Source organism: Streptomyces sp. OfavH-34-F (assembly GCF_022347745.1).
Taxonomy (GTDB): Bacteria; Actinomycetota; Actinomycetes; order Streptomycetales; family Streptomycetaceae; genus Streptomyces.
This window is the reverse complement of the sequence record NZ_JAKRGC010000185.1, coordinates 1-12449: the sequence shown is the minus strand read 5'-3', so window position 1 is coordinate 12449 and position 12449 is coordinate 1. Positions and strand designations below refer to the sequence as shown.

The 12449-nt window shown below is 72.6% G+C and carries 10 protein-coding genes; 4 read left to right on the top strand and 6 right to left on the bottom strand.

The genetic code is table 11. The features are described from left to right. The first annotated feature begins 132 nt into the window (after positions 1 to 132). Positions 133 to 1926: an ABC transporter ATP-binding protein gene (locus MHW47_RS23330; RefSeq protein ID WP_239225734.1), complete on the top strand. Its 1794-nt coding sequence runs from the start codon at positions 133 to 135 to the stop codon at positions 1924 to 1926. 144 nt (positions 1927 to 2070) lie between these two features. Next, positions 2071 to 3195: an MFS transporter gene (locus MHW47_RS23325; protein ID WP_239225735.1), complete on the top strand. Its 1125-nt coding sequence runs from the start codon at positions 2071 to 2073 to the stop codon at positions 3193 to 3195. Between the two features lie 12 nt (positions 3196 to 3207). Here MHW47_RS23325 and MHW47_RS23320 read toward each other — a convergent pair whose 3' ends face one another. The 3 genes from MHW47_RS23320 to MHW47_RS23310 form a co-directional block, all read right to left on the bottom strand. Continuing rightward, positions 3208 to 5607: a glycoside hydrolase family 9 protein gene (locus MHW47_RS23320; protein ID WP_239225733.1), complete on the bottom strand. Its 2400-nt coding sequence runs from the start codon at positions 5605 to 5607 to the stop codon at positions 3208 to 3210. 165 nt (positions 5608 to 5772) lie between these two features. Beyond that, on the bottom strand, positions 5773 to 7608 hold the full coding sequence (locus MHW47_RS23315; RefSeq protein WP_239225732.1) for a SpoIIE family protein phosphatase: 1836 nt from the start codon (positions 7606 to 7608) through the stop codon (positions 5773 to 5775). Between the two features lie 219 nt (positions 7609 to 7827). Continuing rightward, positions 7828 to 7989 carry a hypothetical protein gene (locus MHW47_RS23310; RefSeq protein ID WP_239225731.1) on the bottom strand — a complete coding sequence of 54 codons (162 nt, stop codon included), beginning with the start codon at positions 7987 to 7989 and terminating at the stop codon, positions 7828 to 7830. A 200-nt stretch (positions 7990 to 8189) separates the two neighbouring features. On the opposite strand from MHW47_RS23310, the gene MHW47_RS23305 reads away from it, so the two are divergent. Further along, positions 8190 to 10091: an ABC transporter ATP-binding protein gene (locus MHW47_RS23305; protein ID WP_239225730.1), complete on the top strand. Its 1902-nt coding sequence runs from the start codon at positions 8190 to 8192 to the stop codon at positions 10089 to 10091. A 54-nt stretch (positions 10092 to 10145) separates the two neighbouring features. Here MHW47_RS23305 and MHW47_RS23300 read toward each other — a convergent pair whose 3' ends face one another. After that, on the bottom strand, positions 10146 to 10952 hold the full coding sequence (locus tag MHW47_RS23300; RefSeq protein WP_239225729.1) for a PepSY domain-containing protein: 807 nt from the start codon (positions 10950 to 10952) through the stop codon (positions 10146 to 10148). 202 nt (positions 10953 to 11154) lie between these two features. On the opposite strand from MHW47_RS23300, the gene MHW47_RS23295 reads away from it, so the two are divergent. Further along, entirely contained in the window at positions 11155 to 11475 is a 321-nt protein-coding gene (locus tag MHW47_RS23295) for a hypothetical protein (RefSeq protein ID WP_239225728.1), read from the top strand. A 21-nt stretch (positions 11476 to 11496) separates the two neighbouring features. Here MHW47_RS23295 and MHW47_RS23290 read toward each other — a convergent pair whose 3' ends face one another. Both MHW47_RS23290 and MHW47_RS23285 read right to left on the bottom strand, forming a co-directional pair. Further along, positions 11497 to 11691, bottom strand: coding sequence for a hypothetical protein (locus tag MHW47_RS23290; RefSeq protein WP_239225727.1), 195 nt, complete (start codon positions 11689 to 11691; stop codon positions 11497 to 11499). Positions 11692 to 11880: 189 nt separating this feature from the next. Beyond that, positions 11881 to 12449, bottom strand: a 569-nt coding sequence (locus tag MHW47_RS23285) for an acyl-CoA dehydrogenase family protein (protein WP_275449553.1), incomplete at its 5' end; no start/stop codon positions are given.

Here is a 12449-nt window from a genome sequence, read left to right as displayed (position 1 = left end):
CCGCACCGGCCCCCCAGGAGCAGCCGCGCGAAGCGCCCGTCCGCTGACCCCTCCCCCGCCCGCTCCGGTGCTCGAATCCCTGTCCGTGGAACACATTTGCTCCGGGCGCCGGTGGCGGGGTGGGATGACCGCATGCACAAAGCGGTATCCCCACCCTCCGCCGAATCCCTGGCGCCCTTCGACCATCTGGACCACCGCTATCGCGGCGAACACCCGGTCCGCACCCTCGCCCTCCTGCTGCGCCCGGACCGGGGGCGGCTGGCGCTCGCCGTCGTCCTCTTCACCCTCAAACACAGCCCCATATGGCTGCTGCCGCTGATCACCGCCACGGTGCTGGACGTGGTCGTCCAGCACGGCCCGGAGTCGGAGCTGTGGAAGGCGACCGGACTCCTGCTGTTCGTCCTCGTCCTCAACTACCCGCTCCACCAGTGGTACGTACGGTGCCTCGGCGGCAGCATCCGCCGCATGGGCATCACCCTGCGCTCGGCGCTCTGCCGCCGGATGCAGCAGCTGTCCGTGGGCTACCACGCCCGCGTCAGCTCCAGCGTGCTCCAGGCCAAGGTCGTCCGCGACGTCGAGGCGGTGGAGCAGATGGTGCAGCAGAGCGCCGACATGGGCCTCGGGGCGGTGGTGACGCTGGTCGGCGGGCTCGTCGTCATCGGCATCCGGGTGCCCTCGTTCCTGCCCGTCTTCCTCGTCGTCGTCCCCGCGGCCGGCTTCCTGGTGATGAAGCTGCGCGGCCGGCTGCGCAGCCACAACGAGTCCTTCCGCCGCGAGGTGGAGCAGCTGTCCTCGCGCGTCGGTGAGATGACCACCCTCATCCCCATCACCCGTGCCCACGGCCTGGAGCGGACCGCCCTGGGACGGGTGGACGGCTCGCTGCGCCAGATGTTCGCCGCCGGGCTGCGCCTGGACATGCTCAACGGCCGTTTCGGGTCGCTGGCCTGGGTCCTCCTCAACACGCTCGGGGTGCTCTGCCTCACCGGGTCCGCGCTGGTGGCGTACCACGGCTGGATGCCGGTGACCGCCGGGGACGTCGTCATGCTGAGCGCCTTCTTCACCGTCCTGACCGGCTCGGTGACCACGCTTCTCGGGCTCGCCCCCATCCTCACCAAGGGGCTGGAGTCCGTGCGTTCGGCGGGCGAGGTCCTCCAGGCCCCCGACCTGGAGCAGAACGCCGGCAAGGCGCGGGTGGAGCGGGTCACCGGGCGCATCGACTTCGAGGACGTCACCTTCGGGTACGGCGAGGCTCGGCCCGCCGTGGACGGGGTCACGCTCTCCGCGCGGCCGGGCGAGACCATCGCCCTGGTCGGGGCGTCCGGGGCGGGCAAGTCGACCGTCCTCAACCTCCTCATCGGGTTCATCCGGCCCACCTCGGGCCGCATCCTGCTCGACGGCACCGACATGGCCGGGCTCGACCTGCGCAGCTACCGGCGGTTCCTGTCCGTGGTGCCGCAGGAGTCCATCCTCTTCGAGGGCAGCATCCGCGAGAACGTCACCTACGGGCTGGGGCACACCGACGAGGCGACCCTGCTCAGCGCCCTGGAGGACGCCAACGCCATGGAGTTCGTCCGGCGGCTGCCGCAGGGCCTGGACACGGTGGTCGGCGAGCGCGGCGCCCGCCTGTCCGGCGGGCAGAAGCAGCGGCTCGCCATCGCCAGGGCGCTGATCCGCGACCCCCGGGTGCTGGTGCTGGACGAGGCCACCTCGGCGCTCGACAACCGCTCCGAGGCCCTGGTGCAGGAGGCGCTGTCCCGGCTGGTGCACGGCCGGACCGTCTTCGTCGTCGCCCACCGCCTCTCCACCATCCAGGGCGCCGACCGCATCGTGGTCATGGAGGACGGCCGGATCGTGGAGACCGGCACCCATGAGGAACTGCTGGCACGTCACGGGGCGTACGCGGGACTCCAGCCGGCCTTCCCCTGACGGGCGACGTGCCGCCCGGCCGCCGGCGGGTCCGCGCGGCTGGCCGTGCCTAAGGTGGCGTACGTGAGGGTGCGCGAGAAGTCGGGACGGGTGAGCGGGCGCCGTGCGGGGTACGCGGCGGCGGCCGTCGTGTTCGCCATCGGGATGGCCGGCACCACGCTGCCGACGCCGCTGTACGGGCTCTACCAGCAGGAGATCGGTTTCTCCGAGCTGATGGTGACCGTGGTCTTCGCCGTGTACGCGGTCGCGGTCATCTCGGTCCTCCTGGTGGCGGGCAACTACTCCGACAAGGTGGGCCGCCGCCCCGTGCTGCTGGCCGCCATGGTGTTGTCCGCCGCGAGCGCGGGCTGCTTCCTGCTGGAGACCGGGCTGCCCCTGCTGTTCGCCGGACGGGTGCTGTCCGGTGGTGCGGCCGGGCTGCTGAGCGGCGCGGCGACGGCGGCGGTCATCGAGCTGGCGGAGCCGGGGCAGAAGGCGCGGGCCGGGTTCGCGGCCACGGCCGCCAACATGGGCGGGCTGGGCTGCGGTCCGCTGCTCGCCGGGGTGCTGGCGCAGTACACGCCGTGGCCGCTGTCGCTGCCGTTCTGGGTCCATCTGGGGCTGGTCGCAACGGCCTGCGTCCTCATCGGCCGGCTGGGAGAGACGGTCGCCGAGCCCCGGCGGTGGCCCCGGCTCGAACCGCAGGGGGTGCGGGTGCCGCCGGAGGTGCGGGGGGTCTTCGTGCCGGCCTCGCTGGCCGCCTTCGCCGGGTTCGCGCTGCTCGGACTGTTCACCGCGGTCGCGCCGAGCTTCGCGGCCAAGACGCTCGGCGTACACAACCTGGCGGTGACCGGTGCGGTGGTGTTCTCGGTGTTCTGCGCCTCGACGATCGGGCAGTCGCTCGCCCCGCGCCCCGGGGCGCGCCGCGCGCTGCCCCTCGGCTGTGCGGTGCTGATCGCCGGACTGCTGCTGGTGGCGTCGTCGTTGCTGGTGAAGTCGCTGGTGCTGCTCGTCCTGGGCGCGGTCTGCGGGGGCATCGGGCAGGGGCTGGCCTTCCGGGCGGCCCTCACGCTGGTCGGCGATGCCGCCCCCGCCGAGCACAGGGGCGGCACCATCTCCGCCTTCTTCGTCGTCGCCTACCTGGGCATCTCCGTGCCGGTGGTGGGCGTGGGCGCGCTGGCCGTGTGGCTCGGCCTGCGCGACGCCGGGCTGGTCTTCACCGGGTGCGTGATGCTGCTGGCGGCGGTGTCCGGCACGTACGCGGCGCTGTGGACCCCGAAGCGGGCGTGAGCCGGTCCGGTCTCAGCCGCACTCCTTTCCGTTGAGGGTGAAGACGGCGGGGTCGGCCGCGGGTGCGCCGCCGGCCTGGAAGCCGAAGGAGGCGCTGCCGCCCGCCGGGACGGCGCCGTTGTGGCCGGCGTTCCGGACGGTCACCCGGCTGCCGCTCTGGGTGGCGGTCGCATTCCAGGCGTTGCCGATCTTCTCGGCGCCCTGGAAGTCGAAGACGAGCCGCCAGCCGTCGAGCGGCGTCGATCCGGTGTTCTTCACCGTCACGTCGGCGGTGAAACCGGTGCCCCAGGCCTGGCTGACCCGGTAGCTCACCCGGCAGGCACCGGGCTCGGGCGTCTGCGTCGGGTCCGGGCTCTCCGTCGGGTCCGGGGTCTGCGTCGGGTCGGGCGTCGGGGACGGGTCGGGGGTCTGTGTCGGGTCCGGGGTGGAACCGGGGTCCGTGCCGTCCGGGGCGCTGCCCCACTGCGGCGTCGAGCCCTCCAGGAGCACCATGTGCGGCGCGTCGACCGGGGTGCCGCCCGGCGTGGTCGCCGTCGAGGGGTAGGACCAGTCGTTCGACGGATCCCAGGCGCCCGCCGAGCTGATCCGGAACTGGACCTCCTTGCGGTACGCGGACTGGCCGGCGGGCGCGATGTCGGTCCCCGAGCAGTCCACCGTCACGTAGTAGACGTCCCCCGCCTCGTGCGTGGGCCCGGTCACCTCGCCGCACTGGTTGTAGTTGGTGGTGAGGCTGATGTCACCGGGGCCGGTGCCCGGTTCCAGGGTGAAGTAGTAGCGCAGCGAGGCGTCGGTGAGGGCGCGGGCCGGCCAGGCGGACCGGTTGATCAGGTACGCCTTGATCTCGGTGAACCCGGGGCCCGCCGCGTTCACGGATGCCTGGACGGACATCTCGGGCCCGTCCGGCTCCTCCGGCCGGGGGAAGTCGGTGAGCGGGGCGCCGCCGTACTCGGCGTAGAGCCGTGCCAGGGCGCCGGTGAAGGCGGCGTTGTAGTCGGTGGCGACCTCGTTGTTGACGTAGTTGGAGCGTTCGTCGGTGTAGGAGTCGTCGGGTGCGCTCGGGCCGCCGACCAGTGCCCCGTAGAGGGTGTGCCGGCTCTCGGCCGGGTTGTTCATCTGGTCCGTCCACGAGCCGTGGGCGGTGCGGTGGTGGGGCTTGGTGGGCGGGTTCTCGCCGAAGCCGACCACGTAGCTCGAACCGCGCGGGTTGTCGCCGAGGGCGTAGTCGATCTGGCGGACCGCGAAGTCGTGGTAGCGGGCCTTGCGGGTGGCGTCGCCCGTCAGCCAGTCGGAGTAACTGAGCGCCACGAAGGCGGTGTTGGCGGCGTACCGGAGGGAGCCCCAGCTGTCGAGCACGGCCTGGCCGCCGGGCGAGTAGGGCACCCGCTGTCCGTTGACGCCGACCGTCCACCAGTCGAGCCAGCGGTTGGCGTCGTCGATGTACTTCCGCTTGCCGGTCAGCTGGGCGAGGAGCACGTAGGCGCCGTAGGAGTTGTCGTCCCACGAGAGCGTCCAGCGGTAGGACCGGGTGCTGGTCTGCGGCTCGGTGGAGAGGTTGTCGTAGTACGACTCGGCCTTGGCGAGGTACGCGGCGTCACCGGTCGCCTTGTACAGCCAGATGGCGCCCCAGACCAGTTCGTCGTTGTAGCCGCTCCAGGAGTTGTAGTAGCTCTGCGCGTCGGTGATGCAGTCGCTGTACTCGCCCCGGTAGGTGTCGGCGAAGGTGTAGAGCTGCTTGGCGTGGGTGACCAGCTTCTCCGCGTACGCGGGGTCGCTGTCGGCGAACACGATCGAGGAGGAGGCGAGGGCCGCCGCCGTCTGGCCGGCCAGGTCGCTGCCGGGGCAGGAGGCGTCGATCTTGTACGCGGGGCGCTTCATCGGCATGACCTCGGCCGGGCCCCACCACTTGTGGTCGTCGCCGCCGTTGCCGACCTGTCCGTACAGCACGTTGGGCGAGGGGTGGGCCCTGAGGAGGTAGTCGTCCACGAAGCGCAGGTTGTTCTTCAGGTACGTCAGCTGCCCGGACGCCTCGTAGGCCGCCTTCTGCTCCGCGCCGCCCCAGGCCAGCATGGTGGCCGAGTACGCCATGGGCAGACCGAACTTCACATGGTCCCCGGCGTCGTACCAGCCGCCCGTCAGGTCCAGGCCGGCGTCCTTGCCGTCGTCCAGCGCGGAGTCGCCGCGCCAGGAGACGCGGTTGGTGTCGGGGAGCTTCCCGGACTGCTGGGCCTCGTAGAAGAGGAGGGACTTCTGCAGCGCCTCGCCGTAGGCGAAGGCCGGGGCGTCCGCCGCCCCGGCCGGCGGCGAGAGCGGGAGCAGGAGACCGGCGCCGACGCCGAGCGCCAGCGCGACGGCCGTGAGGGGACCGGGCCTGCGGGATCGTCTTCGCAGGGCGGGGAGGGTGAACGAGCGCAACGGATCTGTCCCTTCGTCACGTCGGTGGGGGTGCGGGGAGGCGGCGGGTACGGGAGCACCGACCGTGGGAGCGCTCCCAAATGCGTTGCTCATCAAGCCAGTTATGGACGGGGCTGTCAACGGTTGCGGCAGCGCCCGCGACGCAACGGGGCCCGCTCGGGCGGGTCAGAGGCCGGGGATCTCGCCCGGTTCGGCGGGGGCGGCCTCGTTGAGCGCGAACCAGGCGGTCTTCCCCTCCGGCTCGGGCCGTACGCCCCACTGGTCGGCGAGAATGTCCAGCAGGAGCAGACCGCGCCCCGACGAGGCGAGTTCGCCGGGAGTGCGCTGGTGGGGCAGTTCGTCACCGCGGTCCATGACCTCGACGAGCAGCCGGCGGGTGCCGGTCTCGCCGGAGACGGTGGCGTTGAGGGCGCCGTCCTGGTCGGTGTGGACCAGGACGTTGCCGAGGAGTTCGGTCGCCAGCAGGACCGCGGTGTCGACCTGGTCGGGGCGCGCCCAGTCGTGCAGCAGGGCCTTGAGTTCGGCGCGGGCGCCGGCCAGGCCCTCGCCCTGGTCCTGGCCCACCGTGAGCACCAGCCGGCGCCCGCTGAGGTCGGCGCGGGCGTGCACCGCGTCGCGCCGCAGGAGCAGCAGGGCGATGTCGTCGCCGTCGCGGGCGGCGGCGTCCTCGCGGGCGCCGGGGCCCGGGGTGAGGATGGCCGCCATGAGCCGGTCGGCCATGGCCTCCAGGTCGTCGGCGGGGCCGGGCGAGAGGGCGTCGCGCACCCGCACCCAGCCGGTGTACATGTCGTGGCCGCCGTTCTCGATCAGCCCGTCCGTGCACAGCATGAGGATCTCCCCCTCGTGCAGGCGCACGGTGTCCACGGGGTAGTCCTCCTCGCCGGGCATGAGGCCGAGCGGGAGACCGCCACTGACGTGTTTGAGCACGCAGGTGCCGTCGCCCATGCGCAGGACGGGGTGCGGGTGCCCGGCGCGCGCGATGTGCAGGTCGCCGGTGGAGGGGTCGGCCTCGATGTAGAGGCAGGTGGCGAAGCGGTCCTCGTCGAGGGTGGTCAGGAAGCGGGAGGCGCGGGCCAGCACGGCGTCCGGGCCGTGTCCCTCGGCGGCGTAGGCGTGGACGGCGGTGCGCAGCTGGGCCATCAGCCCGGCGGCGTGCACGTCGTGCCCCTGCACGTCGCCGATGACGACCGCCATCCGGCCGTTGGGCAGGTCGATGCTGTCGTACCAGTCGCCGCCGACCATGAGGCCGCCGCCGGTCGGCACGTAGCGGGTGGCGACGCTCAGCCCGGTCGGTGCCTCGCCGGCGGTGTGCATGCTGCGGCGCAGGCCCCGGGAGAGTTCGAGTTCGGCGCGGCTGGCGCGGGCCCGTTCGAGGACCTGGGCGATCATGCGGCTGGTGACGGTGAGCAGGGCGCGCTCGCCCGCGGTGAACTCCATCGGGGTGCGGAAGGCGGCCAGCCAGACGCCGACGACCCGTCCGGCGGTCACCAGGGGCAGGAAGCCCCACGCCTCGCGGCCCGTGTGGGCGGAAATGTGCCAGGTCGCCGGGAAACGGCGGCTGTACACGTCCGGGGAGGCGAGGTAGACGGCGCGTCCGGTCCTGGCCACCTCGGCCGCGGGGTAGCCGGTGTTCATCGGCATGCGGAAGCCGCGGCCGTCCTCGCCGGGGCGGAATCCGTACTGCGCGAGTGCGGTGAGATTGCCGTCGGCGACGCCGAAGACGCACTGGCCGTCCAGCGGGAACTCCGGCGCGTACAGTCCGGCGGAGAGCCGCAGGGCCTCGTCGAGGGTGTCGGCCGCAGCCACCGCGTGTCCGGCGGTGAGCAGCAGGGAGTCGCGGCGCCGGTCCTCCTCCGGGGTGCCCGATGCCCGCGTGGCGCGGTCGGGCCCGGGCGGGAGCGCGGGGTCGGGCCCCGGTGCCTGCATCCGGTTCAGGGCCTCGATCTGGTGCAGCTCCGCCTCGAACGCGTCGGCCGGTGGCTCGCGCCGTTCACCACCCATCCGGCTCCCCTTCGTCCCGAAGTCGTCGGCGACTGTGTCGTTCCATGCTCCGACGGGAGAGCCGGGTCCGCAGTACGAGGGATCACCGCACCGCCGCCGGGGTGGTCCTGGCGGTGCGTGACGGGCGGGCCCCGGACAGCTGGTCCGCGCGGGCCGCGACCGGGGTCACCGGGGGCTCGGCGGGCGTTCGGGCGGGAGCCGAGGGTAGGGCTCCGCGGTTTAGCGGTAAGCTGCTGACCTGCGGATATCGCTGAAGTCGATGGCCCGGTCGGCCTCGCGCATGGTCTCTTCAGCCACCCGGCGCACCTCGGCCGGCACATCCCCGTGCTCCTCCACGAGACCGGCGTAGATCGGTGCTTCGGAACTGTCTGTGAAACTCACGTCGAACTGCCTCAATCGGTCGTGTCTGCCGTCGTCCGGCCGGAAACAGGGGCCGATTCTACGCACGTCCGGAACCGGCCGGGCACCAGGTCCCACAGTTTGACCTCAAGCTCGCTTGAGCTTCTAGCGTTCTGTCCCACACCCCGGTCCGCGCCGGCCGCCGGGGCCGTACCGATTCGTCCTGCCCCGGAGGCACCCGTATGAGCATGGAAGTCACCGCGTGGTCGTCGCTGCACAGCGCGATCAACGCGCAAAGGGACCGCAGACCGTTCTCCCGCGCCACCGTGCGCCGGATCGCCTCCTTCGCCGGGCCGCGCCGTCGGCAGATGTACCGGTTCCTGCTGCTGAGCGTCGTCACGGCACTGCTGGCGGTGGCGACGCCGCTGCTGGCCGGCCGGGTCGTGGACGCGATCGTGGAGGGCCGGGAGAGCGGCACGGTCGTGCGCCTCGCCCTGCTGATCGCCGTGATCGCCGTCGCGGAGGCGGGCCTGGGGCTGGTGACCCGGCTGCTGTCGGCGCGGCTCGGCGAGGGGCTGATCCTGGACCTGCGCACCGCCGTCTTCGACCATGTGCAGCGCATGCCCGTCGCGTTCTTCACCAGGACCCGGACCGGGGCGCTGGTGAGCCGGCTCAACAACGACGTCATCGGCGCGCAGCGGGCGTTCAGCAACACCCTGTCCGGGGTGGTGTCCAACGTGGTGACGCTGCTGCTGACCCTGGCCGTGATGCTGACGATCTCCTGGCAGATCACCCTGCTCGCGCTGGTGCTGCTCCCGGTCTTCGTCGTGCCGGCCCGGCGGATGGGCTCGCGCATGGCCCGGCTGCAGCGCGAGGCCGCCGCGCACAACTCCGCGATGAGCACGCAGATGACGGAGCGGTTCTCGGCCCCCGGGGCGACCCTGGTGAAGCTCTTCGGGCGGCCCGCCGACGAGTCCGCCGAGTTCGCCGCCCGCGCCGGCCGGGTCCGGGACATCGGCATCCGGACGGCGATGGCGCAGTCCACGTTCATCACGGCGCTGACCCTGGTGTCCGCGCTGGCGCTGGCGCTGGTCTACGGACTGGGCGGCTACTACGCGCTGCGCGGGAGCCTGGAGCCGGGCGCCGTCGTGACGCTGGCCCTGCTGCTGACCCGGCTCTACGCCCCGCTGACGGCGCTGGCCGGTGCCCGGGTCGAGGTGATGAGCGCGCTGGTCAGCTTCGAGCGGGTCTTCGAGATCCTGGACCTGAAGCCGCTGATCGCCGAGAAGCCGGACGCCCGCAAGGTGCCGGAGGGGCCGGTGTCCGTGGAGTTCGACGGGGTGTCCTTCGGCTACCCGTCCGCCGACAAGGTGTCGCTGGCCTCGCTGGAGGAGGTCGCGACGCTGGACTCCCGCGGCGGTACGCGGGTGCTGCACGACGTGTCGTTCCGGGCGGCGCCCGGACGGATGGTGGCCCTGGTCGGCTCGTCGGGCGCCGGGAAGTCGACGATCGCCCAGCTCCTGCCCCGGCTGTACGACACCGACGAGGGCGCGGTGCGGCTGAACGGGGTGGACGTCCGCGATCTCTCCGCCGAGTCGATCCGCGAAACGCTCGGGATGGTCACTCAGGACGGCCACCTCTTCCACGACACGGTGCGCGCCAACCTGCTGCTGGCCAGGCCCGGCGCCACCGAGGACGAGGTGTGGAACGCGCTGCGGCGCGCCCGGCTGGACGGCCTGGTGGCGTCGCTGCCCGACGGGCTGGACACCGTCGTGGGCGAGCGCGGCTACCGGCTCTCGGGCGGTGAGCGGCAGCGGCTGACCATCGCCCGGCTGCTGCTGGCCCGGCAGCGCGTGGTGATCCTGGACGAGGCGACCGCGCACCTCGACTCCACGTCCGAGGCGGCGGTGCAGGAGGCCCTCGCCGAGGCGCTGGAGGGGCGTACCGCCGTGGTGATCGCGCACCGGTTGTCGACGGTGCGGGCCGCCGATCTGATCCTGGTCGTGGAGGAGGGCCGGGTGGTGGAGCGGGGCACGCACGACGAGCTGCTGGCGGCGGGCGGGCGGTACGAGGAGCTGTACCGGACGCAGTTCGCGTCGCCGGACGCGCCGGAGGACAGGCCGGAGCCGGTGCGCTCGGCCTGACGCGGGCGACCCCCGGCCCGTGGCGGGCCGGGGGTCGCGCGGAGCGGCGGGGCGTCAGTCGTTGTCGGTTTCCTCGTGGGTGATCGATCCGTTGGACGCGTCGACGTCGAAGGTGGTCTTCTTCCAGTCCTTGGTCACGACGTCGGTCTGCCAGACGAGGGTCTTCTGGTCGTTCTCGTCCAGCTCGATGGACGTGACCGTGCCCTTCTTCTTGTCCGTGGCCGCCTTGGCCGCCTGCTGCGGCGTCTGCTTGGCCTCGGTCATCCGCTTGGCGGTCTTGGCCTTGTCCGCGGTGTCCTGGTCGGACTTCTCCGCGGAGCTGAGGACCTTGCCGGAGACGGCGTCGATGTGCACCTTGTGCTTGGTGCCGGTCTTGGTGGCGACGGTCGCGACCCACTGCGGCGCCGAGCCGGGCGACGGGCTGCCGGTCGGCGACGGGCTGCCGGTGGGCGAGGGGCTGCCGGTCGGGGACGGGGAGGCGCTCTCGTCGTCGTCGGCGGCGTCCTCGGCGCTCTTGAGCTCGATGTCGATGACCTTGCTGCCGCTGACCGCGTCCTCGGCCGTGGTGATGGCCTTGTCGTAGGTGACCTTGGTGGCGGAGATGAGCTCCTTGCGTTCCTTCTGGTCCTCGGTCATCTGCCCCGGTGACGGGCTCTCGGTCCCGGTGGGGGACGGACTCTTCGTGGCCTCGGGCACGGCGCGGGCCGCTTCCGAGGTCTGCGTGGCCGTGGAGCCGCTGCCGCTGTCCTGGCCGCAGCCGGTGAGCAGGGCGGCGGAGAGGACGACGCAGGCGACACCGGCGGCGCGCAGCCGGTGGGCACGGAGGAATCCGGTGTTCTTGGCGTGGGAATCACGTGTCATGCCCGCATGCATAACCCCGGTACGGCTCCGGCATGTGGAGCGACCGGGCAGTGTCACCCGATCGACCGCCTTCCCTCCCCGGGCCGCGTAACGCGGGGCGGAGCGGGGGGATTTCGTGCACGGTGGGCGAAGATGCGACGACAGTCCGAATTACCTGTTCACGCGGGTCGCGATCCGGCCGCTTTGGTGCAAGCCTGGAGGCATGACCTGGGCGTCCTGGACAACGCGCGGAGTGTATTCGGGGCACGGCGGCGTGCTCACCGAGGAGGGCGGGTCGCCGCTGTACGGCGACCTGACCGTCCATACGACGTGGGCCGAGGGCACGGCGCAGATCACCGTGCAGTACACCGACGCGGCCGACTGGTTCACCATGGCGGGCAGCCCCGTGCCGTGTCCGTCCGAGGCGGCGAGCCGCGCACTGCACGCGGCCGCGGTCGAGGCGGTACGGCAGGGTGCGTCGGCGAGAGTGCCGGCGGTGATCCCCGGCGCCGAACAGGCGGCGGGCGGCGCCGCCGCGGAGTGACCGCGGCCCGTTCCGGCCGGGTCAGGGCCTGATGCCGCTCACGACGTCGGCGGTGGCCATGATGCCGTCCTGGATGCTGGGCGCCATGCTGGTGCCGGCGAGCAGGAATCCGAGCATCCCGCACACCACGGCATGGGAGAGTTTCAGCCCGCCGCTGCGGAGGAAGACCACCGCGAGGATCAGCAGAAGCAGCACCACCGAGATCGAAACAGCCATGGCCACCCTCCTCCGCCGCGCCCGATGTGCGGCATTCGGCGTCAGTGTGGCGCAGCCTCCGGGCCGTCCGGCGCTGTGGCGTGTCCGCCAAACGGGTAGGGCTTGGGTCGGACCCCGCAGGGCGGGGAAGGGCGGGCGTCCGGTGACCGTGTGAGGGGACGGGTGGGCCCGCCCCCTCACGGTGTGGGGTCAGGGCGCCGGCAGCTCCATGAGGGCGGCGACGGTGTCCTGGTGGCGGCCTGCCGTGCCGTACGCGGTGGCGTCCGCCTTGGCCCGCTTGAGATAGAGGTGCGCGGGGTGCTCCCAGGTCATCCCGATGCCGCCGTGCAACTGCACGCACTCCTCGGCGGCGTGGACCGCGATCCTGGAGCAGTACGCCTGCGCGACGGCGACCGCCAACGGCGTGTCGGGGCTGTCCGCCGCCAGCGCGTCGGCGGCGTTGCGCGCGGCGGCGCGGGCGGACACGACCTCGAGCCACAGCTGCGCCATACGGTGTTTGAGCGCCTGGAAGGAGCCGATGGGCCGGTTGAATTGGTGGCGTTCCCGCGTGTGGCGGACCGTCTCGGTGAGGCACCACTCGGCGAGTCCCAGCTGCTCCGACGCGAGCAGCCCGGCCCCGGCCAGCAGGCCCCGGTCCACCGCGCGCGCCCCGGTCCCGGCGTCGGCCAGGCGGGTGCCGGCCGCGCCGTCGAGGGTGACGGTGGCCAGCGGCCGGGTGAGGTCGAGCGCGACGAGCGGTTCGACGCGTACACCGGGCG

What these genes read in the sequence shown, in the direction of transcription:
- MHW47_RS23315 (WP_239225732.1), bottom strand. Translation starts at nt 7,608, where the DNA reads ATGGGTGGTGAACGGCGCGAGCCACCGGCCGACGCGTTCGAGGCGGAG.
- MHW47_RS23305 (WP_239225730.1), top strand. Translation starts at nt 8,190, where the DNA reads ATGAGCATGGAAGTCACCGCGTGGTCGTCGCTGCACAGCGCGATCAAC.
- MHW47_RS23295 (WP_239225728.1), top strand. Translation starts at nt 11,155, where the DNA reads ATGACCTGGGCGTCCTGGACAACGCGCGGAGTGTATTCGGGGCACGGC.
- MHW47_RS23330 (WP_239225734.1), top strand. Translation starts at nt 133, where the DNA reads ATGCACAAAGCGGTATCCCCACCCTCCGCCGAATCCCTGGCGCCCTTC.
- MHW47_RS23300 (WP_239225729.1), bottom strand. Translation starts at nt 10,952, where the DNA reads ATGACACGTGATTCCCACGCCAAGAACACCGGATTCCTCCGTGCCCAC.
- MHW47_RS23325 (WP_239225735.1), top strand. Translation starts at nt 2,071, where the DNA reads ATGGCCGGCACCACGCTGCCGACGCCGCTGTACGGGCTCTACCAGCAG.
- MHW47_RS23290 (WP_239225727.1), bottom strand. Translation starts at nt 11,691, where the DNA reads ATGGCTGTTTCGATCTCGGTGGTGCTGCTTCTGCTGATCCTCGCGGTG.